This window comes from Chryseobacterium sp. PCH239, assembly GCF_018924625.1.
Lineage (GTDB): Bacteria > Bacteroidota > Bacteroidia > Flavobacteriales > Weeksellaceae > Chryseobacterium > Chryseobacterium cucumeris.
Map to the genome: position 1 here is coordinate 3,753,131 of NZ_CP073027.1, position 23,487 is coordinate 3,776,617.

Below are 23,487 nucleotides of genomic sequence, written 5' to 3' on the forward strand. Positions count from 1 at the left end.
TGGTAGTAAAAGACATAGATATCATTCGTATTTAGTTTGTATTATTGGCCTCCCAAGGCCACCATAATTGGTCTTTCAATCGTTTTTTGTGAAGCATATTGAGCCCCGCAAACCAGGCTGGTAAAAAGATATTGTCCTTTATCTATCACAATGGAACCTTCACCCTGGGCAGGAACTGCTAGTCTATATTTGGTCGTTCCTACACCTTCCATTCTTACAATGATGTTGCAATCTGATTTATTTCGAATCAAAACAATACATTCTTTAGCATTAGGATTATTATCAAATAGGGAATTTAAGATTTTTACTGTTCTGTTTTTGTGTTCTACAGGAGATACAGCCATCAACATATTAAATTCTTCTGCTTCAGTATTTGGAATGGCGGCATTAGCATTAGCGTTTACAACGTATGTATTTTGAGCAGTACTAGGTGTATAGACTGTGGTAGATTGTTTTGCAGCCAGCTCAGCTTTGTATTTTGCAATTTGTTTTTGTTTGATGATGGCATTCATTTCATCAAAAGTAATTTTGGTAGAAGGTCTTCTCCTCAACATAGCAAGCATTTCCTGCATGTCTTTTACTTTTTGATCAGCAGGGTGTGCATTTTTGATGTACTCTTTCATCATTTCCATTACCCTGGGTTTCAAAACAGATCTTCGGGGATCATCAGGATGAGCATCCCTTAAAAAGGCATTGATCTCATAGATATTCTTACTTTTTAAAATATCACTATAATCTTTCCCTTTCTTTTGGGCAGAAGCCATAAAAAAGAACATACAGCCAAGAAGTAAAAGTACTTTTTTCATTAATTAATATTAAGTTAGAAATTAGGTGCTTCACTCTTAATTTGCGTTTTGGTTGCTTAGTTTTTTATTTGATAACGAAATATCTGGTGTTTTTATTTTAAACACTTGTTTGTGAGATAAAATTAAACATATTTTTGAATATTGAGGAATAATATGTTGCAAAATTTGAATAATTCATATTGTGAATACTTTTGTAGTAAAGCATAGCTGGTGTTCTCAGCCATTCCGCAAAAAAATAACCCATGTAATGTACATGAGTTATAAATATTTTGAATTGTTTTTTGCCGAAATCTCTAGTTGCCGCCTACAACTTCCTGAAGATGTGAGCTTCTGAGCCTTTTCTGATAAATAGGAAGATATTTTTCAATAGGAATTTTTACTGCTTCAAAGTTGCCTGCTAATACGTAGGCCTGGATATTTTCGGAGGAATAAACAAACTGAAGGAAGTTATCAATTAAGTTTTCCGGTATTTTAAACTTTATAAAATAATCTTTCCCCAGATAATTTTTGATCTGTGCTACGGAGCTGTTCATCCTTTCATAGGCCTGGTAACGCTGTTTTTTCTTTCTTTCTCCGGAAAGGATATCATAAATACTTTCCAGGCTGAAGGTAAGTCCTCCATCTCTAAGTCCTGCAACAGGAAGTTCCGGAGGTGTTCCGTCTCCTTTGGGTTCAGGAAGACCAATTACTTTTTAAGGGCATATGCTTTGTCTTCTTTTCTTAAAGAATTCACGTCATATCGGAGGTTACCGGTAGGCTTGAACCTGCTGAGAACAATCTCCTGAATTTCGTAATAGGCGATTTTAAGCTCAACCAGATTTTTTTGTTCCATAGACTGAGGAGTCAGTTTGATGTCTTTTCTTTCGGTAACAATAGAGGTAAACCGGATGACATCCCCGGTATTGGCAGGGATATTAAAGTTTCCATTGTAGTCCGTAAGAACGGTTTTCTGTGTATTCAGATTGGTGACATACACCTGATTGAGATATAAAATAGAGTTGTCTCTCAGAAATACCTCCCCGGAATATATTTGTGCATTAATTTTTGCCAGAAAAACCAATAGCAGTAGAGTAAACAGTTTCTTCATATAATGCGCAAAATTACATAGAAATAAAGCAATTCTGTGTAGTTAGATGAAGATTAGTGGTTAAAGTTATATTAAACTTTGGGATTAAATTGTTAAGGAGTGTTAGAAACTTGCCATTCATGTAAAAAATGAAACATTTACATAAAAAACCGGAAGAAATAAGTGCTGAATTTTCAGATGTTTTTTCTTCCGGTTTTCTGTTGTTACCTATGTTTTACAAGCAGCCAGCTCGTGTATTTTACCATAAGGTTGGAGCCATATTCCGTCCAGGTGATAAAATACCAGTAATTTGCTGTAGGAACATATCTGCCTCCGATTCTTCCATCCCAGGTGTATCTGTTTTCAGGAGTGCCCCTGAAGACTTCTGCACCATATCTGTCAAAGATCCGGAATACAAGATTATCATTCTTCATTAAGGCAGAATAGTCGATGACTTCATTATGCCCATCTCCATTCGGAGTAATGGTATTGATCAGATTAATAATGGCAAATGGTTTTTTAACATCCTCACACATTTTAGAGTCTCTTACAAATATGTTGTGAGCTCCTCTGGGTACATTGTAGAAAACATTGGAACTCTGCCATACCACACCATCTAAGGAATATTCATATGGAGGTGTACCACCGCTCGCCCCAACTTTTACAGTTGTTCCATCAATTTCAATAGAGGTTATGATAGGAAGCGGCAATTCTGTAACATTTACATATTGCTTGTAAACACAGCCATTGAAGGTAAGTTCTACCCAATAACTTCCGGGAGCAACATTCGTAATGGAAGGAGTAGTCGCTCCGGTGCTCCATAGGTATTTTTCAAAGCCAGGTCCTGCATTAAGTGTAGTAGTAGTTTTTGGGCAAATTGCCTTGTCTTTTAAAATATCTGATTTCTTAGGAACTTTAATGTTAATCTTCAGAGTACCTACTTCAGGACAAACTCCATTTTTTTCAAAACGGATATAGTAGGTCTGTGAATTAGTGATATTAACAGGAGATAAAACTGCATTCACATTGTTCTGAGCATCTGTTAGAGTTGTATGAAAAGTAAAAGTAACATTCGGATCTAATGTAAACTGAGGAATAAACTGAGCTAAGTTGACACTTTTTATTCCGTCCAGATCATCATCACAGGTACTTTCGGTAACGGTTTTTGTAATCAATATTATTTTTGCTCCGATACTAAATTGTAAAGGTTTGATCACAGAAGCACATCCATCAGGAGAATCTACCCTGATGTAAATGGTTGTAGTTGCTGTATAACTCCAGTTATTAGGGAGCGTATTGTTATTCCCTGCATTGGCATCTGCCAGATTTGCATAATATCTTACATTCGTAAAATAATTTGGATTATTAAGAACAATAGGGGTGATATTGGAAAGCACAACATTAACTGTTCCATCCAGATTATCATCACAGAAGACTCCATTGTAGTTATCCTGTACAATAGCTTTATTAAAAAGTGATAATGTTATTTGTGCAATGTTTTTACATCCAATATGGTCATTAACAAGTGCATATACTATTGTTCCGTTAGTTGCAGTATAGGCCGTTGTGTTAGTTATTAGTGCTGCGGCATTTTCATTCTGAGCATCCGCAAGGGTAGGGTAATAAGTAATAGTAACAGGTGAGTTACTGGTAACATTTGCTGTCGTCAGGTTGAAGGTTCCCTGACCATTGATATCACAGGCAAATAATGTCGCATTCATTACTGTTAGAGGCTGAATATTCAGGGTAACGGTTACTGTTTCACAATCTGGAAAGTCTGGATCATCTCCACAGAATGTATAGGAGAACGTATCAGTTCCTGATGTTCCGGGAGTATTTACAGTATAAGTAATAACGCCTGTAGTAGGGTTTATAATAGCTGTACCCAATGAAGGTGTTGATGTAATAGCTACTGTGCTTGGAACGGGAGTTTGTGATGAGCCGCTGAATGCAGGGATTATCGTTTTAGCATTACATACGTTGTATGATGTATTAGTCAGTTTTGTACAATTGAGAACTTTAAATTGTTCAGTAACTAAAGGTGCACAGCTTCCCATTGTTACAGAACATGTGTAATATCCTGGTAATGTAGGTGAGATTGATGAAGTGGTAGCTCCCGGAACAATAACTCCGTTTCTGTACCATTGATAGGTGTCATAAATAAAAGGATCTATGGTAAGAGTCATTCCTGGAATACAGCCGCCTCCGGATTGTAAAATAACAGGCTGTGTAGGAAAGCCGGCAAAAAAGCCTCCATATCCTACAGCGTCACTGCCAGCAGTAATACCAGCCATAATTGCTCTATTTGAAACTATAGTAATTGTACCTGTTACATTGGGAATACCATAGGTAACCCAATTCGTTGTACCTGTCATATTGTAAGGGCCGGTTATTGAAGGAGGATTAGCTCCGTTCACTGTAATAGTAGCACCACGTTCTGTAATGATGTTAAGTTTTGTAGGTATATTCAATACTCCTCCAGGATTACCGATGGAATGAACAAAATTTTCATCGATAAGCCCCAGTTCATTAATTTGCTTTGGCAGGTAACAGTTCAAAGCAGGAATATAATTAAATCCACCGGTAGCCGTTTCATTTCCTGCATTTGAAACTCCTGCTAAAATTTGGTAGACATAAGCATTTTTTGATGTTTTGAGATATAAATTATAATGTCCGTTACCCTGAAGGATATATTTTGAGTCAGGAATGACAAAATATTTTCCTGCATTGAGGGTTGCTATAGGTGAAATTTCATTGTTTACAAAAATTTGAGTATTATCTTCAGTAGCAATTACAATAGCCCCTTCCATATGGGAGCCAATAGAACCATTACCTTTTACAAGCGCAAATTCATTTCCAAGCCTGTTGACAGGTACTGCCTGATCCATTAAAATATCTGAGCCAGCTGGATGATTTCCTGCATATTGACCGTTAAAATTTCCATTGGTGATATTGATGGGTTTGGTTGCAGTAATTTTAGCCCCAATAAAACCATCAAAGTTTGTTGCTATGTTTCCAATCCCATCAATAATATAGGATTGTCCTTTATTTAAAGTGAAAGTGATTGTAGGATTGGTTGCCCCAGTTGTTCCATTTGAAAACTGAACGTTAGGACTGTACCCGGAAATAGTAACATTGGTATTATCTTCAGTTGCCAGTACGCTGGTCATGAAATTCAGAATGGAATTGCTCACTGTAATAGGAGTGACAGCTGCGTAAAACTTCAGTCCTGTGGAAGAAATTCCTTTGGAAGTAATAATTTCTCCATGGTTGAATACTGAGAATCTTAAATTGGCATAAAAAGGGAATTCTGCTTTAAGGTATAATCCTTTGGTTGTAGGGGTAAATAAATCGGCCTGCAGTTTGGTAATAATATAAGTCCTTAATACGTCAAATTTCTGAGGGTTATTCTTACTGATATTTACTGTTCCAATCAGAACGTTATTATTGTAAATGCTTACAGGAAAAGGAGTTGTTCTGTTGGTTGATAAATACAGTTTTTGATAGGGATTGGGAGCGCCTGTTCTATCTATCATCGGAGCAAACCAATGCTCCCGGTCCAACTGGGCAAAAGCAGAGGTGAAAATGCAAAACATAAATAGAAAAGATAAAATTTTTTTCATTCAGCGGTGGTCTTTACCACAAATTTAGTGATAAAAAGTATTAAATTATTGAAAATAGAATAAAAAAATATGATTTTGAAATCGTGGTTAAACAAAATTTAAATTTATATTATTTTTTTGCTTTTAACATAATATAATAGGCGGATTTAATTGAAAATCTAAAAAAAATGAGCCGCGATTATCTGATCGCGGCTCATTAAATATAGTTTTAAACTAATTATTACTCTCTGTTTTTAACAAGAATCCAACCTGTATATTTTATTGGGGTCTTTTCTTTGTTGGACTCATTCCAGCTGATGTGATACCAGTATGTTCCTGTTCCCAATTTTTTATCAAAGTGTTTTCCATCCCATCTGTAGTTGTTGAACCTATTTCCGGTGAACACCATGTTTCCATATCTGTCATACACTACAAAACTCAGATTTTCTTTATAAGCCAGTTCACTGTAATCTATATAATCATTTACATTATCCCCATTAGGTGTAATCGCATTTAATAGATTAGGAATGGTAACTTCCACAGCAATAGGAGTACAGTTATAAACATCTTTTACATAGAAAGTGTGCTGTCCTCTCGTTAAACCTGTGAAGGTACTTGAATCCTGCCAGTTTGCAGTACCATCAACTGCATATTTGTAAGGAGCTTTACCTCCGCTTACAATTACAGTTGCTGTATTATTATTGATTTCAATAGTTTGAATTACTGGATCTTCAACTTTTTTAACTTTTACAGTCTGTGTAAGGAAGCATCCGTTCTTACCAAGAATTACAGTGTATTCTCCCACCCCTATATCTCTGATACCTGAGGAGGTAGCTCCAGTGCTCCATTGGTATGAATCATATCCAGGACCAGCGTCCAGGTTCGTTTTCGCATCCATACAGATATACTGATCTACAAGGATTGGAGATTTTTTAATTGGAAGTACAATTAATTCAATTTTTGCATTGGCTGTACATCCCTCAGCAGTTGTTACTTTCACGTATACAAATCCTCCTGTTGAAGGGAAGTTGTTTGGGGTTGTGATTTCATTGATTCCTGCAGTAAGATCATTCAAAGTACGGTAGTATTTTTTTGTAACAGCATTATAGTCTGTTACTTTTGCTTTTGTAAGGTCAAAATAAGCGTAAGGATCTACATCGTACCAACAGGCCTTAATAGAAGCATCGGTTACGATGAACGGTACTACAGTAAGGTTGAGTGTTACCTGTTCACAATCTGTAAACTCAACAGAGTTTCCACAGAATTTATAAACGATTTTATCTGGTCCTAAATATCCCGGATTAGGTGTATAAGTGATTGTTCCGTTTGGATTCACTACAGCTGTTCCTTTGGTAGGCGGTGTTAAAATTACTACTGTACTCGGAACCACAGTTTGAGTGGAGGAAGTAAACGTAGGGGTAATAATTTTAGTAGAACAAGCGTTAAGTGCTTGTGTCGTTTCTTTTAAACAAGTTTGTACTTTATAGATAGGTGTTGTTACGGGAGGACATGTTCCCATGGTTACTTTTACGGTGTAATTTCCTGATTGAGTAGGAGTATAAGTATAACTTGTAGCACCGGGAATGGCAACTCCGTCACGGAACCACTGATAGGTTTCATATCCGTCGTCTACCTCAAGAATGATTCCCGGAACACATTCACCTGTTTTTTTTGCAATAACAGGGATTGAAGAGAATCCTGCAAAGTAACCTCCGTATCCTGCAGAGCTATATCCTCCGTTGATACCTGCTGTTACAGCTTTTGTAGATGTAATCTTAATATTTCCGGTTACACTGTTGATGGCATACGTTACCCAGTTGGCATTTCCTGCAAGGGGATAAGGACCCGCTTCAGGGAGAAGAGGCGCGTCATTCAACATTACAGTAGCACCAGCCTCTGTCAGAATGTTTAATTTTACTACCAGATCACTGGGAGTAGAGCTGGCTCCTCCCACGCCAAGAGGCATTTCATTGATCTTGCCGATTTCATCAATTTTTCTTGGAAGGAAACAGTTTAATGGCGGGATATAGTTGAATCCATTGGTAGCATCACTTTGCAAAACTCCGATAAACTGGTATAAATATACATTTTTGGTGGTGGAAATGAACATATTTGAATGTCCTGATGTTCCCTGAGCAACGTAGCTGGTTTCGTTAATTCTGTACCATTCTCCGGCAGCAAGTGTTGCAACAGCAGTACCTCCGCCGTTTAGATATACTTCAGTATTATCTTCGGTAGCAACAATAAGACCTCCCTCCATATTTAAGGAAGGTTGAGTAGATCTTGTTTTTACCATGGCAAAAGTATTCCCAAGTCTGTCAACCGGAACAGATTGATCGAGAACCGGATCGCTTCCTGTTGTTGAAGCAGAGAAGTTGGCATTACAGCTTCCATTAGTCAACGTTACAGGCTTGTCAGAAACAATTTTAGCCCCGATAAAGCCTGTTTTATTTCCGGACTGAGAACCGGATCCTGCAAGAATGAAAGATTGTCCTTTTTGTAAAGTGAAAGTCTGAGTATTTCCAGTTGGATTTCCATTAATAAAAACAACTCCGGCAGTTGGATTCCATGATACGGTTACATTGGTATTGTCTTCGGTAGCAAGGACACCTGCTGTAAAATTTTGAATACTGCTGGTATTGGTGTTGGGAGCGGCAGCAACGAAAAATGTTTTTCCAATTCCGGCTTTTCCTTTACTGGTTATTACTTCCCCGTGAACACTCTGAGCCAGTCTTAAGCTGCAGTAAAAAGGCTTGGCTGCTTTTAAATACAATCCCTTATTACCCACAACAAATGCGTCAGTAGTAGTGGTAGCAGAAATAAGGCTGTTGGTAACTTTATAAGTCTGCGGACTACCTTTACTGATGGTAACGGTGGTTACTGGAGCATTGTTATTGTAAATGGTTACATCAACGGGAGTTGGAGAGTCTGTGGAAAGATAGAGCATGTTGACATAGCTGTTGCCGCCAACACTGTCGTAATAGGGAGCTATCCAGTGCTCGGTATCCCTTTGTGCAAAGAGTGTATTAATTGTCAAAAAAATTAATACCAAACTGAGTAGAAATCTTTTCATGAGTATGGAATTAGGATTTCTACAAAAATAAAATAAAAAATGAAATACTTTTAATAAAATTTAAATAAATGTTAAATATACGCCTTCGCTTTTTAATCAAAAACCCTGTTAGGTATGAAACTGGTAATAGACTCTTGAGCGTAACCATGGTGATTATCTGGTAATAATTCTTTTTTCGGTGAATTTTTTAGTCTGTTAATTTTTTCGGATGTATGACCGCATTATTGAGTGAAAATAATGGTAATAAAAAATCCCGATGAAATTTTCACCGGGACTCTATATTCTTTTGAAACAGTCAGCTTATAGGCTTACTCTTACAAATCCTGTTACTTTTAAGTCTGCGTTTACAGATTTTACGTAATCAGCAACTGAGATACTTCCGTCTTTAATGAAATCCTGGTGTACCAAAGTGTTGTCTTTGTAGAATCTCTGCATTTTACCTTTCAGGATGTTGTCGATAATGTTGGCAGGCTTACCTTCTTCAGTAAGTTTGTGTCTTTCAATCTCTAACTCTCTGTCGATAGTTTCCTGAGAAACTGCAGTTTCGTCAAGAGCAATTGGGTTCATTGCAGCAACCTGCATAGAAACAGCTTTAGCAGCTTCTTCAGCTCCGTCTACTTTTGCAGAAAGAGAAGTGATAGCAGCAATTTTGTTTCCAGCATGGATGTAAGCTCCTAAGAAATCTCCCTGGATTCTTTCGAAAGATCCGATTTCGATTTTCTCACCGATAACTCCTGTTTGCTCAACTAATTTCTCAGCAACAGTGATTCCGTGGAAATCTGTAGCTAAAAGCTCTTCTTTAGTAGCAGCGAAAATAGCCATTTCAGCTAATTCGTAAGCTAGCTCAACGAATGCTTCGTTTTTAGCAACGAAGTCAGTTTCACAATTTAAAGAAATTACAGCACCTAAAGTGTTGTCTTCATTTACTCTTGCGATTACTGCCCCTTCAGTAGACTCTCTGTCAGCTCTGTTAGCAGCAACTTTTTGTCCTTTTTTTCTAAGGATATCTACCGCTTTTTCGAAGTCTCCTTCAGCTTCAACTAGAGCTTTCTTGCAGTCCATCATACCTGCACCTGTTTGGTTTCTTAATTTAGCTACGTCTGCAGCAACTGGTGTATAAGACATAATATCTATTATTTTTTATTTAAGATTAGTATTAATTTTTAGCTTAATTTTAGAGCAGTGCAAAGATAATGATTTTAATGATAAACTAAAAAATGACTTTTCACGTTATTAATATATTTAATACTATTTTAAAGGTTTGATTAATGAAAAAAATCTTCTTCCTTCTATTTATATGCATTTTTGCTCTAGGTTTTTCTCAAAAAAAGAAAAAAACAAAATCTAAAGCTGTTGTTGAAAAAGAAACTGTAATTATCTATACCGAACAGGAAGCTGAGATTTCAAAAGAGGCAAGAGTCATTGCCGGATTTTTGAAACAGAACCCAGGTCATGCTAAAACTGACTATTTCAAAAGAAAGCTGATTGATATTATTATGGCAGATAATTCGCCGGAAGCAAAGCCTACAATCAGACCAATCAGTAAAGAGAAAATTGAAAATATTGTAAAAAATAATGAACTGAATAGCGGTAAAACACTTGCTGCAAATAAAACAAACACAGTAAACGGTAAGGCTGTGTCTAATAATACTGCAGCGGCTATTGAGGCTTTAAAAGAAGAAAGAAGAACTACTTTTGCATCGGTGGGATCTGCAGGTACAGCAAAAACGGCAGGAACATCTAAAGCTGAGCCAAGTGAGGAAGGGAAAAGGAGAGCAGCGATGCTTACTCATCTTTTTAATAATGATATCAACAAAAGTGAAGCTTATATCAATATTAAGAATAGGTCGTCCTGTAATCTTATTGTTAAGATCAGCGGGAAAAAATATTACAATTTAACGGTTCCAGCAAAAGGAGAAAATTTTATCCTGGTTGATAAGGGAGAGTACGTAATGACCACATCAGTCTGTGATGCAAAATATTCATCTGTAAAGAAAATTACTCAGGATATTGAAATTGCCCTGAATGTTGCGGAATAGAATAAATAAGAAGAAAACTAAAGAAAAAAAGGTTAAGAAAAAATTCTTAACCTTTTTATTTTTTATCCTTTGAACTGACCCATTGCAATGAATTTGTCCTGTCTTTGGGTTTCAAGCTCCTGACCTGTAAATTTGGAGAAAGCTTTGATATTCTGTAAAATTGAATTTTTCAGGTTTAAATAGGTTGTCTCCTGATCATAATGAGCACCTCCAAGCGGTTCCTCAATGATTCCGTCTATGAACTTTTCTCTTAAAGCATCTGCCGGAGTAAGATTTAATGCATTGGCAGCATCTTCTTTGTGATCCCAGTTTCTCCATAAGATAGAAGAACAGCTTTCTGGTGCAATTACTGTATACCAGGTGTTTTCCAACATATACACTTTATTTCCAACACCTATTCCTAATGCCCCACCACTGGCACCTTCTCCGATGATGTAAGTGAAGATTGGAGTTTTCAGCTGAACCATTTCAAAAATATTTCTTGCAATAGCTTCACCTTGTCCTCTTTCTTCAGCTTCCAATCCTGGATAAGCTCCTGGTGTATCTACTAAAGTTACCACAGGGATATTAAACTTTTCAGCAAGTTTCATTAATCTTAAAGCTTTTCTGTATCCTTCCGGATTTGGCATTCCAAATCTTCTGTGCTGTCTTTCTTTAGTCGTTCTTCCTTTTTGAGTCCCTATGATCATTACTTTCTGACCATCAAGGGTAATCAATCCTCCAATCATTGCCGGATCATCAGCGAAATTTCTGTCTCCATGAAGTTCTAAGAAACTGCCTTTGTCTGCCATTCCGTTGATATAGTCCAGTGTATAAGGACGATCCGGGTGACGGGACAGTTGTACTCTTTGCCAAGGTGTAAGATTTCCATAGATTTCTTTTTTCTTTTCTAAAATCTTATCCTCAATCTGGCTGCATGCTAATTTTACATCAACACCACTTTCTTCTCCTACTAAAGAACACGTCTGGTATTGGTCCATCAATTCTTTGATAGGAAGTTCGAAACTTAAATATTCCATTTCTTGAAGTAAATTAAATCTTTCAAATGTATGAAAAATTATGGTTATTCTATTTAAAATTATTTATAGCATTGCTTATTCTGGAGATACTTTCCTCTTTACCAAGGATTTCCAGAATATCCGGAACGTCCGGTCCTTTCAGTTCTCCTACTAAAGATAATCGTAACGGCATCATTACTTTACCCATTCCTAATCCTTTGTTTTCAGCAAAATCATGCATGGTTTGTTTTAATGTTTCAGCAACAAAGTCTGTAGCTTCAAATGAAGCAGCCAATTCTCCTAAAATTGCTGATGTTTCTTCATTCCAAGCCTTTTTTGAGGCCTTTTCATCATATGAAGTAGGAGCTTCAAAGAAGAATTTTCCGCTCTCATAGATGTCTTTCGGGAAAGTGGCTCTTTCTTTCATCAGATGAATTACTTTCAATAGTTTTTCATCAGAAGCACCGGAAAGATCAAGATCTGTGTTTTTCAGAATCTGAAGAAGCTCTTCATCAGATTTCATCTGAATATATTGGTGGTTGAACCACTCTGATTTTTCCTTACTGAATCTTGCTCCCGCTTTATGTACTTTATGAAGATCGAATTCCCTGATCATTTCATCCAAAGGAAGTATTTCTTTATCATCTGCAGGAGACCAGCCTAATAATGCTACCATGTTGATGAAAGCATCAGGAAGATATCCGTTTTCTCTGTATCCTTTAGAAATTACCCCTGTAGCAGGATCTTTAAAGTCAAGAGGGAATACCGGGAATCCGAATTTATCTCCGTCTCTTTTGCTTAATTTTCCTTTTCCTTCTGGTTTCAAAATTAAAGAAAGGTGGGCAAACTGTGGTGCTTCCCACTGCATTGCTTCGTATAATAAGGTGTGAAGTCCCAAAGATGGAAGCCATTCTTCACCTCGGATGACGTGGGAGATTTCCATTTCATGGTCATCAATAATGTTGGCAAAATGATACGTTGGCATTCCGTCATTCTTTACCAGAACTTTATCATCTAAAGTATTGGTGTTGACTGAAAATTTTCCACGAATAATATCTTCAAGATTTAATACTCTGTCAACAGGCATTTTAAACCGTACTACATAAGGCGTCTTTTCGTCTAATAATCTTTGAACCTCTTCTTCAGAAAGGGCAAGGCTGTTTCTTAAACGGTTTCTTGTTTTATTATCATAAGAGAAAACATCACCTTTCGCTTCATATTCTGCACGCATTGCATCCAGTTCTTCTGCAGTATCAAAAGCAATGTAAGCATAGTCTGTCTTCAGAATCTGTTCAGTATATCTGTCGTAGATGTCTCTTCTTTCAGACTGTCTGTAAGGAGCGAATTTTCCTCCTTTCTTAGGACTCTCATCAGGAATGATTCCGCACCATTCTAAAGCTTCTTCAATATATTCTTCAGCTCCCTCTACATATCTGGCGGTATCTGTATCTTCAATTCTTAATACAAATTCTCCTCCTTGATTTTTAGCAAAAAGATAATCATATAATGCGGTTCTTACGCCTCCCAAATGTAATGGTCCTGTAGGACTTGGAGCAAAACGTACTCTTACTTTCTCCATTTCAATTTTAATTTTTGCAAATTTACTTAAAATTATGCGTTTAAGAGATGATTTATGACCGCGTATTGTTTTTTTTGATCCTGACTTTTTTATTTATTTCTATAGATTTTCGATAATTACGGTTTTTAAAACTTCCAATCTTATATTTCTGATCAAATTTTTTACTCATTGATTGTAACCTATAAAATTAAGGTTGTGAAAAATGAATTCATAAATAGTAAGTATTGTTTAATACGTGTTTTCTTTGTGAGTGTTTGTACGTTTGTTTCTATAATTTATTTTGTTTATTTAAATCACAATTAAGTGATTGTTTTAATATTTATTCATGGTGTTTTAAGTGTATAATAAAATCACTAATTAATGATATATGTCAGTTGTTGTTTTTATATTTCACCTGATATTGAAGTTTATATTTGTAGGAAATTTTAAAATAATACTATGAAAAAACAAGTTTTATTTAGCTTCAGTGCAGCACTGTTGCTTTTCATGGGGTCATGTTCTTCAGATGATCTTAATAACGAATCTACTCCTGATAGTCCGGCAAAAACGAATCGTTTATCAGCAGCGAAATTTGCAGGTGATGGTGTTTATGATGTTTTAGGCCATGGTTTTAATGCTACCGGGGAATATGCCAATGCTAATTCTGCAGGGTTTAAAGTAATTGATATTGATCGTTTTAAATCTGAACAGGCTGCAAGATTACTTTCTGAAAATACAAATACACAGCAGTATCTTGAAGAATATGGAGAAAATGCAGAAACCTATTCTAAAATGGTTTCTACAAAAGTAGACGCTACTGCAGGAATTCCCTTGTTTAAAAAAACAGTATCAGTAGGATTTAATTCTGCAGTTACGACCAACCATAAATTTGATGCCAAATATATTTATGGCAGTTACAACCTTATCATTAAGCAAAAAAGGCTAAGATTCAATGCTACCACAGATATGTTGGCGGATTATGTAACTCCGGAATTTACCCAGGATTTGCAAACGAAAACTCCTCAGCAGATTGTAGAGGATTATGGAACCCACGTTATGATTGATATTTATACTGGAGCTAAAATGGATATCATGTTTCAGTCTGAAACAACTAACGAAAGCCGTGACCGTGCTGCCAGAATTGGAGTAAAAGTGGGGGTAAAATCTATCTTTGATGTAGATGTAACCAATGATGTGAATACTTCGGAATCATCTATGAATTACTCTAAGAAATTATCCTACAGAACAAGAGGTGGGGATCCTTCAAAAGGTTTGGTTGGAGAGCTGAATCTTGACCAGGCTGCTCCAAAAATTAACATTACAAACTGGCAAAGCAGTTCTACTGCTAGCAATTCTGTATTGGTGGAATTTGGAAATAACGGCCTTGTTCCTATCTATAATCTGGTAAAAGATGCTGCCAAAAAAGCTCAGCTTAAGACGTATGTAGATCAGTATTTAATTGATAACCAAATTTCATTGGAGTATAATACTACAATGTTATATGGCTACCAAAATCAGGCAGACAGTAATCATTATTTCACTTTCAATACAAACCTTCAGCCATCTTCTTACTGGACTAATGAAGGACCGACATTTAAAGTGTTTCAGTATAAAGCACCTGATACAGTTCCTATTTATTGCTATAAAAGTACTTCGGGAGCTGATCACTACTTTACCCAGGCAAGTACGTTACAGCCATCTTCTTATTGGAATGTTTATATGGGAGTAGCATTCTATGCTTATAAAGATCCGGGAGCTGGAAGAATTCCTGTATATAGCTATAAAGCTAAAAACGGATCGGATCATTATCTTTCAGTGTCACCTAATTTAGGTCCTGTGAACTATTGGAGCATCAGAGAAGGTATTGCTTTCTATATTCCAGGTAATTAATTTTTGGATTTATATAAATCAATTTGGTTATACATTATGAGTGGAGTCGGTAATTCTGACTCCACTTTTTGTTTATCATCAAATAGGGCTTGGGTTTGATGTGAAAATAATAATAGTAATTATTTATTTTTGTTATTTCTCTATTGTGTGATGTTATAACTGTGTATTAATAGAGTTTTAAATGAATATTAAATTCACTCATTGATGATATATATCATTATTAAATTATTTCCTCACTTGGTGATGAGTTTTATATTTGCAGAAACTTTTTAATAATCTATGAAAAAACAAATTTTATTTTGCTTCAGTAGTTTACTGATGCTTTTTATGAGTTCGTGTTCTTCTGAAGATCTGAATTCAGAGGTAACGCCTGAAAGTCCAGCGGCAAAGGCTAATAACAGAATGTCTGCAGCTAAATTTGCAGGCGACGGAATTTATGATGTCTTAGGACATGGCTTTAATGCTGCAGGAGAATATGCTAATGCTAGTTCTGCGGGATTTAAAGTGGTTGATATTGATCGTTTCAAAGCTGAACAGGCAGCAAGACTGGTTTCTGAAAATACAAATACTCAGGAGTATGTTGAAGAATATGGAGAAAATGCAGAAACTTACTCCAAAATGGTATCTACAAAAGTAGATGTGACTGCAGGAATCCCTTTATTTAAAAAAACACTTTCGGTAGGATTTAATTCTGCGATTACTACCAATCATAAATTTGATGCCAAGTATATCTATGGTAGTTACAATCTTTTGATCAAGCAGAAAAGATTAAGATTTAATGCAACAACAGATATGTTGGCTGATTATATTACACCTGAATTTGCACAGGATTTACAGGTAAAATCCCCACAACAAATTGTACAGGATTATGGGACTCACGTAATGGTTGATATTTATACCGGGGCAAAAATGGATATCTTATTCCAGTCTGAAACAAGAAATGAAAGTCGTGACCGTGCTGCAAGAATCGGAATAAAATTGGGAATGGCTAAGATTTTTGATGTTGATGTTCAGAATGATGTCAATACATCAGAATCTAGCATGAACTATTCTAAAAAATTATCATACAGAACAAGAGGAGGAGATCCTTCAAAAGGTTTGATTGGGGAACTTAATCTCGATCAAAACACTCCCAAAATCAATATAGCAAACTGGCAGAACAGTTCTACACCCAATAATTCCGTATTAGTGGATTTTGGAAATAACGGGTTAATATTTATTTTTGATCTGGTAAAAGATCCTGCTAAAAAAGCAGAACTTAAATCATACGTTATCCAATACCTTATCGATAATAAAGTAATGCTGGATTATATTCCGGTTCCAATTTATGGATTTTATAGCGGTTCAGATAGAGATCACCTGCTTTCTACATGGGCTGGAACTCCTAATAATTATCAGGCGGAAGGCGAGCAGTTTAAAGCGTACAGCTATAAAGCACCTAATACAGTCCCTGTTTATCAGTTCTATAGTGCAAATGACAGGGATCATTATTATTCCACTTATCAGGGAACACCATGGAATTATACTTATGAAGGAATAGCTTTCTATGCAACAATGGATAGCACAAAAAAACCTATTTATCAATTTTACAGTGGCAGCGACAGAGATCATTACTACAGCACTTATCCGGGAACACCCAATAACTATGTTGCAGAAGGAATTCCTTTTTATGCTTATTAACTAAATAATATTAATATTTTACAATAAAGAAACCGTTTCAATTTTGAGACGGTTTCTTTCATATGATAAAGAAATAGAAATCAATTGTGAAAAATTTCATTAGTGATATGAATTTAAGACTGATATTTTTTACTCGCTTATAGGTAAAAATGTATTTTTGTAGCTTATTAGTTTAGTTTATCAATGAAAAAGCACTTTGTTTTTATCAGAAACTATCTCAGAAACTACAGAAATAAGTTCATAATACTTTTAGCACTGTCATTGAGAAGGGTTGAAACTAAATAATTTAACTTACTAACAAATGAAAATTATTTTCCACGAAAATCAATTGTGCTATAGAGGGACGTCCAATGCTCTTTTTGATTATGCTTATTATAATGAGGAAATGCTTGGTAACGAGTCGATGATTCTTTATCCTAAAAATAGTCCGAATAATGCTGAAGAAGCTATTGAACGTTTTAAAAAAAGGTTTAACGTTGTTGGATATAGCGACATCAAGGAAAGGGATGAAATTATTAAAAAGGCAAATGCAGATCTTTTCTATGCAATAAAATCCGGAGAAAGAGAAACAGATACTCCTCATGAGCTTATTAAAACGGCTATTCATGCGGTTTTTAAATACAACGAACCCTATGGAGATGTTTATGCCTATGTTTCTGAATGGCTGGCCAAGACGATGAGCGGAGGAAAGCTTCCTTTTGTTCCCCACATTGTAGATCTTCCCGAGGTGAGTGGTGACCTTCGTGCTGAATTAAATATTCCGAAAGATGCAGTGGTATTTGCAAGATATGGGGGAACTGAAACTTTTGATATTGGTTTTGTAATGGAAGCCGTAAAGAAAACGGCTCTGAAAAATAAAAATATATACTTTGTTTTTATGGGAACTGATGAATTTGTAAAGAGGAATTTTTTCAGGTCTTACAAGAATATTATTTTTCTTCCACCGACTACTGATGTAGAAAGAAAAGTGAAATTTATTAATACTTCTGATGCATTTTTGCATGCCCGCACGCAAGGAGAGAGTTTCGGAATGGCTGTAGGTGAGTTTTCTATTAAAAATAAACCTATTATAACATGGTCCGGATCTGATGAGAAATCACATCTGGAGATTCTGGGAGATAAAGCTATTCTATACAAAGATAAGCAGGATATCATGCAAATCCTGAAGAGCTTTCAACCGGATGCAGGTAAAAACTGGGATTGTTACTCAGAACTTTTCAATCCGCGGGCAGTTATGGAGAAATTTGAAAATGTTTTTATCAAATAAAATAATAAAGGCTAATGTAACAACATTAGCCTTTTATTTTGGTCTGAAAGAATTAAAAAAGACTTCTAATTCTCATCTTTATTTTTTTCGTGAAAGATAAATTCAGATTGAGTTTTTGCTGAGGATATTTCTTTGAAAAGGAAAGAATAAATTCATCAATGTTTTTTGCAGGGAAAAAGGAAAGCTCTTTCCAAATGCCTTTATATAAAGGGTGGAAGTCTATGAATGCCTTATAATTGTCAGCATTCACCGTTTTCCAGGAGTTTAAAAACGTTGAAGTGTCAAAATCATTTTTATGCCCCCAGTTATTGATCTTTTCTGAAATTTCGCTTTCTTCCCGTGCCCATGACTGATGTATTAAATAAAAATCCAAAGGAAGGATTCTGCCTTTATTTGTATTTCTTGCATATTCATATTGAGGATAGTTTGTAATAAGCATACACTTTTCATCAAAAGGAGTAATCACAAAAAAACCTTCTGTATTATGTTTGAATAATGTCACAAAATTTACCTGAAAATTAAAAGGGTTTTTAGCCGGGTTCTTTAGTAAAAATTTATTCCCTTTTAAAAACTTTGCTAATACTCCGAAGTCATAAGCATATTCATCTCCATCCATCTGGATATGCCATCCGCCAGAGCCCATTTTTTCTGCCATCATGTTCCTTTGTCTGGTCTCCAGCTCCATTGGCTGCATCCCTTCAATGAAAAAAGTGTCTTTGTAAAAGATGATTTTATTCTGAGTATCCAATTTTTTGATATCACTGAAAACACTTTCAGGAATATGAATATCATTACCTGCCCATGTCTTATTATTGGCATCATAGCTTATCACAATACAGTCCGCATGCTCATAAATATGCTTAAGAGATGTAAAGATGTAACAGTAGTCATATGATAGAAGATATCCTACTTTAATAATATTTTTTTTACTCATTTTTTATTTTATCTAAATTGGAATAAAGACCGTCTAATATACCTTTTATGTACGCTTTCGCCATGGAAAATTTTCTTTTTTTAAGGGCTTTCCTTGCGAACTTCCATCGTTCTTTGGTTACATATTTTAAATTCCCGTCATACAGCCTGCACATCCAGATCCGGTTTCTGGTGATGTAATACTCATAAAAACTGCCTTTATCACTGGCAAGATTGAAAGCTTCACATTGTGTATTGACGGCAATTTTCCATTGGGTGTTTTTAAGAAGCCGCAGACACCATTCAGACTCTTCATAATACATGAAAAAGCTGGTGTTCATTAAGCCTACATCGTCCAATATTTCTTTTCGGAACATCAAGGCGCTTCCATCTACATATTTTATGCTGTAGTTATAATGAGGAGCATTTACATGGTTTTTATCCTGTTCAGAATGCGTGTGTCCTCCCTGAAACCCTTCCTCCGGAAATAACAGTCCTCCATCTGAGAATATTCTGTCACGAATATTTCTGTAGCAGATTCTTGGGCCAATGATTCCTATATCTGGAAATTCTTTTAAATCGTTATATAACTGACTAATTGTGCTGCGGGATATTTCAATGTCCGGATTTAATAGTAAAAAATAATTCCTGCCGTCTTCAATCGCTTTTTTAATGGCTAAATTATTACCGAAAGCATAACCCCCGTTATAATCACTTAAAATATAATTGATTTGCTTTTGTGAGCCCAGTTGCTCTATTTCCTTTCTGTCTTTTGAATTGTTATCTACTACATAAATAGATTGTTGAGAAATACCTTCGCTTAATAATGAATTAACCTCTCGCTGGGTATCTTCAAAAGAATTGTAATTCAGTATGATAATGGCCAGGTCATCCATTAGTGTAAAATCTTTTTCCATTTTTCAATTGCTTTTTCTTCAGAAAAATTATTTTTAAAATATTCCTCAGCCTGTATTTTCATATCCTGATAATAAGATTGATCCTGCAATAAAGACATGATCTGATCTTTAAAAATTTCAGGATGATCATTTACCAGACATCCATTTGAAGTTTTTGAAGGGAACCCATCAATCGCTCTTTCTGTTCCCACAATAGGAAGTCCATAGGATAACGCTTCTATGACTTTAATTTTGATTCCTGTGCCCTCCAGCATTGGGCAAATTGCAATTTTTGACTGGTGGTAATACTCTTCCAGGCTTTCTGCAAATTCTATTAAGGTAACACCTTTTCTTTCTTGAATATGCTTGCAAATTCTCCCGATAATTACAATGTTGATATTTGGAGGAAGCAATGGATATACATGGTCAAAAAACCACTGTATGGATTGTATATTGAAAATGTTTTCAGACCCTACGAAAATCAGATCATACTTTTTATCACCATCACTTTTTTCGAAATGAGATGGGAAAGAAGGCGGTATATTGATTACTTTTTCACCTAAAAATCTTTTAAAAACAAGGTTTTCATCTTCTGATATGGTGATTACTTTATCAAACTTTGAAAGATTATTGATTTCCTCATTGAAACGTTTTCCGATATCTAATGATTTGTTTTTGTAGAACTCATTCAGGGTAATCCAATCATGGGTATCTATGATTTTTAAAGTATTTTTCATAGATTCATGATCAACTAATCCAGCCCAGAATTCATAATTGATAATGATAGCATCATATTTTTCCTTATTGAAGATGTCAGAAAATTCTTGCTTGGCAAAATCTGTCAATAAGTGGTTATATTCATTAGGCTTTTTATAAAATTTTGATATTTTGTGCTTCCAATATGCGGAAGATGTTTTTGCTTTTAATGGTCTGTGTTTAATTAAGAACAGATGATCAACAATATTTTGATCAATATCTGTAGTGTCGTTTTGGCTCTTATAAATCTCAGCGGCTCCTACCAGGTCAATATGATATCCCATTTTTTTTAAAACAGTAAGGGTCGTTTTTGCTCTCGTAGTATTTCCTGCCCTATTTGAAAATGGATTTTCAGGAAAAAAAAATAGAATTTTTTTGGTCATTATAAAGATGTAATGGCGGAATTAAATTTGTTGATGATGGTATCCCATGAATAGTTTTTTAAAACATAATCTCTCGCTTTGATGCCTTCAGAAACAAGATCATCCTGTGACTGTTGCATATAAAACGTTAATGACTGGGAAAATTCTGTACTGTTTGTAAAGCTTTTTCCGGTTTTACTCTTTTCAATATGAGAATACAAAACCTCACAGTTTTTATTTACAATGATAGGGATTTTCAATAACATGGCCTCTAATGTAATCAATGAAAGGCTTTCATAGAATGAAGGCATTATAAGTGCGCTGGCATTTTCCAGTAAAGCATTTTTGAGGTCGTGGTCTACAAATCCCGTAAGGATAATATCATCTCCCTGAGTTATTTTTTCCTCAAGAGAATTTTTGCCTGCCAAAACGAGCTTTACATCTCGATATTCAGGATGTTTTTCTTTGAAATCTTTAAAATATTCAATCATCATGACACAGCCTTTGTCTTCAACAATCCTTCCTATATAAATAAAGTATTTGGTCTGATAAAGATCCTTAGGGAGTTCACCCGATGCAGCATCATAATCATCAAAACCAATTCCTGCAATTTCTGATTTTAACTTTTTTGCCTGAGGATAAACGCTTTCTACAAAATCTTTTTCAATCTGTGTATTGTATATGATGAACTTTGGAAGAGAAAACAATTGAGAATAGCCATCAAGATAAAACTGAGGCTCGTCGTGGGCAGTTGGAATAAGAATGCTTTTGTCAGCAACTTCTCTGATTCCTATATTGGTTGGGTGATATAAATAGGTAAAGAAAATAAAAGCCTTGTAATCTTCTTTTTTCTCTTTTATAAATTGAATTAAATCCGGGGAGAATGGTCCTTGTACTTCTAACCATTCACTGAAATTAAAGTCTTTTTTGTTGTATTTAAATCTCTTATAAAGCAAATAAGGGAAGTTTAAAAAGCTTAGCTTTCTACTATAATATTTATATAAGTTACGGGCTGTTTTACTGAGCTCATTAAATCTTTTTAAATCCTTTTTTAACGTTTTAAATCTTCTTACTTTAATATCATTGATAATTTCAACACCTTCCGGGTAATGATTATCCCAACGTTCGAATTCTATAGCACAGGTTGTAATAATTTCAATATCATAGAGAGCAGACAATTTTTCAGCTAATAATCTTGCGTGAAGTTCTGCACCTCCGTTGATCTCCAGCCCATATCTTTGGACTACTATTGCAATTTTGTCTTTCATCTGAAATATGATAAGCTCATTCGTAAATATAACAATTCGTCTATAAGCTGGCGAACCAGAACATTAACCAATACAATTACTTTCTGCCTTTTTTGAAGAAAGCATTGACTTTCTTTCTGATTTTATTATAAAGAGTTCGCTCGAGATAATGAACTCTGGAATTTAATCTTTCGATTTCGCTTAAATAGAAAACATTATTGATATCACTGCCTCCGGTGCTTTCTTTTTTACCAAAACCATCAATGAAATTCAATCTGATTTTGAATAGCTCTCCGATAGATTGAATAGAAAAATTCTCAGCAATTTGTGATTTTGCCTTTTCTCTCATTGAAGCCAGACTGTCAAAATTGTTTTTGATATACTGAAGTTTTTCAACAGCATCTTTCAAGCTAGGCCTGGCAAGCGTTAAGCCTTCGTCAATCAGTCCTTTTGTATTAGATGTTTTGATGAAATCATACTGGATAAGGAAGCTGTTATTTACATTCATAAAATCCAGATTTCCGGAATAGCCCGTTCCGACAACAATTTTTCCATAGGCCATGGCTTCTGCCATCGTCAGACCGAAACCTTCTGAACCGTGGAGAGAAATCAGAACATCAGACTGCTGGATCAAAGAATGTAGTTTCTCCTTTGAAAAATGCTCGTTAATGATGATGACGTTCGGAATATTTTGGTAAACTTCCAGCGCTTTCTGAGCATCCTTGCTTCTTTCAAGATTATGAGTTTTCACAATAAGAACACTATTTTTATCTTCTTTGAAAACTGTTGTGAAAGCTTCCAGCGTAGCTTCCGGATTTTTTCTGATAGTGGTACTCAGAGAATCGAAAATCGTCAGATAGATCTTTGATTCTGGAGAAATATGATATTGGCTTAGCTGAAAATCCTTAGACTCTGCCATTTTTTGGATCGGATGAGAAAATCTGATCACAGGAATTCCTGTATACTTTGTAAAGATATTCACACAGAAATCACTGGGTACCCACAGTTCATCAAAGACATTTAATATCTCAACAACTTTCTCGGAAACTTCGGGAAATTCCCAGGCCCAATAAATAATATTATAATGATCCTTAAGATTCAGATCCTGATTCTTAGAAAAGAAATTGTTGATAAAATTGATATTAATATGGAAAACATTAATAGAAGATGATGACTCGGAGCCCGAATCAATTCTTTCAAAAGTTTCACTGGAATAATTAATCCGGTTGACTTTGATGCCGATTGTTTCCAAAGCGATAGCATTCAGCCGTGTAGCTTCCGAAATTCCGAAATTTCCATCAAAAAAACCGTGGTAATTTACACTTAATGACATGG

The 23,487-nt window shown here is 35.4% G+C and carries 15 protein-coding genes and 1 pseudogene; 4 read left to right on the forward strand and 12 right to left on the reverse strand.

All coding sequences use genetic code 11. The features are described 5' to 3' along the window. Positions 1–41: 41 nt before the first annotated feature. From KBP46_RS17340 to tsf, 5 genes and pseudogenes are all read right to left on the reverse strand, one after another. Positions 42–806, reverse strand: coding sequence for a DUF6759 domain-containing protein (locus tag KBP46_RS17340; protein ID WP_062675709.1), 765 nt, complete (start codon positions 804–806; stop codon positions 42–44). Between the two features lie 293 nt (positions 807–1,099). Further along, positions 1,100–1,893 (reverse strand): annotated as a pseudogene (locus tag KBP46_RS17345) (hypothetical protein). A 203-nt stretch (positions 1,894–2,096) separates the two neighbouring features. After that, the gene (locus KBP46_RS17350) at positions 2,097–5,495 is read right to left on the reverse strand and encodes a T9SS type B sorting domain-containing protein (RefSeq protein ID WP_216443790.1); all 3,399 of its coding nucleotides are present in this window, start codon (positions 5,493–5,495) and stop codon (positions 2,097–2,099) included. A gap of 220 nt (positions 5,496–5,715) precedes the next feature. After that, the gene (locus KBP46_RS17355; RefSeq protein ID WP_123279034.1) at positions 5,716–8,547 is read right to left on the reverse strand and encodes a gliding motility-associated C-terminal domain-containing protein; all 2,832 of its coding nucleotides are present in this window, start codon (positions 8,545–8,547) and stop codon (positions 5,716–5,718) included. A 300-nt stretch (positions 8,548–8,847) separates the two neighbouring features. After that, a complete protein-coding gene (gene tsf / locus KBP46_RS17360) occupies positions 8,848–9,672 on the reverse strand; it encodes a translation elongation factor Ts (protein ID WP_034692936.1) in 825 nt (274 codons plus the stop codon). Positions 9,673–9,815: 143 nt separating this feature from the next. Here tsf and KBP46_RS17365 point away from each other — a divergent pair, with 143 nt between their 5' ends. Further along, positions 9,816–10,586: a DUF6759 domain-containing protein gene (locus KBP46_RS17365; protein ID WP_062675713.1), complete on the forward strand. Its 771-nt coding sequence runs from the start codon at positions 9,816–9,818 to the stop codon at positions 10,584–10,586. A 62-nt stretch (positions 10,587–10,648) separates the two neighbouring features. Here KBP46_RS17365 and KBP46_RS17370 read toward each other — a convergent pair whose 3' ends face one another. Together KBP46_RS17370 and gltX are read right to left on the reverse strand one after the other, a co-directional pair. Next, positions 10,649–11,605 (reverse strand): acetyl-CoA carboxylase carboxyltransferase subunit alpha, encoded by a 957-nt coding sequence (locus KBP46_RS17370; protein ID WP_062675714.1) that lies wholly within the window; start codon positions 11,603–11,605, stop codon positions 10,649–10,651. A gap of 49 nt (positions 11,606–11,654) precedes the next feature. Continuing rightward, complete coding sequence (gene gltX, locus KBP46_RS17375) at positions 11,655–13,163, reverse strand: glutamate--tRNA ligase (protein WP_062675914.1); 1,509 nt, start codon at positions 13,161–13,163, stop codon at positions 11,655–11,657. Positions 13,164–13,601: 438 nt separating this feature from the next. Here gltX and KBP46_RS17380 point away from each other — a divergent pair, with 438 nt between their 5' ends. The 3 genes from KBP46_RS17380 to KBP46_RS17390 all read left to right on the forward strand — a co-directional run bounded on the left by KBP46_RS17380 (position 13,602) and on the right by KBP46_RS17390 (position 17,979). Beyond that, on the forward strand, positions 13,602–15,032 hold the full coding sequence (locus KBP46_RS17380; protein ID WP_216443791.1) for an MAC/perforin domain-containing protein: 1,431 nt from the start codon (positions 13,602–13,604) through the stop codon (positions 15,030–15,032). Between the two features lie 279 nt (positions 15,033–15,311). Next, entirely contained in the window at positions 15,312–16,712 is a 1,401-nt protein-coding gene (locus KBP46_RS17385) for an MAC/perforin domain-containing protein (protein WP_062675716.1), read from the forward strand. A gap of 301 nt (positions 16,713–17,013) precedes the next feature. Further along, positions 17,014–17,979: a hypothetical protein gene (locus KBP46_RS17390; protein ID WP_120232695.1), complete on the forward strand. Its 966-nt coding sequence runs from the start codon at positions 17,014–17,016 to the stop codon at positions 17,977–17,979. Positions 17,980–18,031: 52 nt separating this feature from the next. On the opposite strand, the gene KBP46_RS17395 is transcribed toward KBP46_RS17390, so the two are convergent. The 5 genes from KBP46_RS17395 to KBP46_RS17415 form a co-directional block, all read right to left on the reverse strand. After that, on the reverse strand, positions 18,032–18,913 hold the full coding sequence (locus KBP46_RS17395) for a hypothetical protein (RefSeq protein WP_216443792.1): 882 nt from the start codon (positions 18,911–18,913) through the stop codon (positions 18,032–18,034). Beyond that, positions 18,906–19,808: a glycosyltransferase family 2 protein gene (locus tag KBP46_RS17400; RefSeq protein ID WP_253297073.1), complete on the reverse strand. Its 903-nt coding sequence runs from the start codon at positions 19,806–19,808 to the stop codon at positions 18,906–18,908. Before KBP46_RS17400 ends, KBP46_RS17395 begins: the two co-directional genes overlap by 8 nt. Then, a complete protein-coding gene (locus tag KBP46_RS17405) occupies positions 19,787–20,827 on the reverse strand; it encodes a glycosyltransferase (RefSeq protein WP_216443793.1) in 1,041 nt (346 codons plus the stop codon). Before KBP46_RS17405 ends, KBP46_RS17400 begins: the two co-directional genes overlap by 22 nt. 98 nt (positions 20,828–20,925) lie before the next feature. Further along, the gene (locus KBP46_RS17410; protein WP_216443794.1) at positions 20,926–22,173 is read right to left on the reverse strand and encodes a glycosyltransferase family 4 protein; all 1,248 of its coding nucleotides are present in this window, start codon (positions 22,171–22,173) and stop codon (positions 20,926–20,928) included. A gap of 76 nt (positions 22,174–22,249) precedes the next feature. Next, positions 22,250–23,485: a glycosyltransferase gene (locus tag KBP46_RS17415; protein ID WP_216443795.1), complete on the reverse strand. Its 1,236-nt coding sequence runs from the start codon at positions 23,483–23,485 to the stop codon at positions 22,250–22,252. Positions 23,486–23,487 lie beyond the last annotated feature (2 nt).

Coding starts and splice junctions, on each gene's coding strand:
- KBP46_RS17415 (WP_216443795.1), bottom strand. CDS start 23,485: ATGTCATTAAGTGTAAATTACCACGGTTTTTTTGATGGAAATTTCGGA.
- KBP46_RS17350 (WP_216443790.1), bottom strand. CDS start 5,495: ATGAAAAAAATTTTATCTTTTCTATTTATGTTTTGCATTTTCACCTCT.
- KBP46_RS17355 (WP_123279034.1), bottom strand. CDS start 8,547: ATGAAAAGATTTCTACTCAGTTTGGTATTAATTTTTTTGACAATTAAT.
- KBP46_RS17395 (WP_216443792.1), bottom strand. CDS start 18,913: ATGAGTAAAAAAAATATTATTAAAGTAGGATATCTTCTATCATATGAC.
- KBP46_RS17365 (WP_062675713.1), top strand. CDS start 9,816: ATGAAAAAAATCTTCTTCCTTCTATTTATATGCATTTTTGCTCTAGGT.
- KBP46_RS17340 (WP_062675709.1), bottom strand. CDS start 806: ATGAAAAAAGTACTTTTACTTCTTGGCTGTATGTTCTTTTTTATGGCT.
- KBP46_RS17370 (WP_062675714.1), bottom strand. CDS start 11,605: ATGGAATATTTAAGTTTCGAACTTCCTATCAAAGAATTGATGGACCAA.
- KBP46_RS17410 (WP_216443794.1), bottom strand. CDS start 22,173: ATGAAAGACAAAATTGCAATAGTAGTCCAAAGATATGGGCTGGAGATC.
- KBP46_RS17405 (WP_216443793.1), bottom strand. CDS start 20,827: ATGGGATATCATATTGACCTGGTAGGAGCCGCTGAGATTTATAAGAGC.
- KBP46_RS17400 (WP_253297073.1), bottom strand. CDS start 19,808: ATGGAAAAAGATTTTACACTAATGGATGACCTGGCCATTATCATACTG.
- gltX (WP_062675914.1), bottom strand. CDS start 13,163: ATGGAGAAAGTAAGAGTACGTTTTGCTCCAAGTCCTACAGGACCATTA.
- KBP46_RS17380 (WP_216443791.1), top strand. CDS start 13,602: ATGAAAAAACAAGTTTTATTTAGCTTCAGTGCAGCACTGTTGCTTTTC.
- KBP46_RS17390 (WP_120232695.1), top strand. CDS start 17,014: ATGAAAATTATTTTCCACGAAAATCAATTGTGCTATAGAGGGACGTCC.
- tsf (WP_034692936.1), bottom strand. CDS start 9,672: ATGTCTTATACACCAGTTGCTGCAGACGTAGCTAAATTAAGAAACCAA.
- KBP46_RS17385 (WP_062675716.1), top strand. CDS start 15,312: ATGAAAAAACAAATTTTATTTTGCTTCAGTAGTTTACTGATGCTTTTT.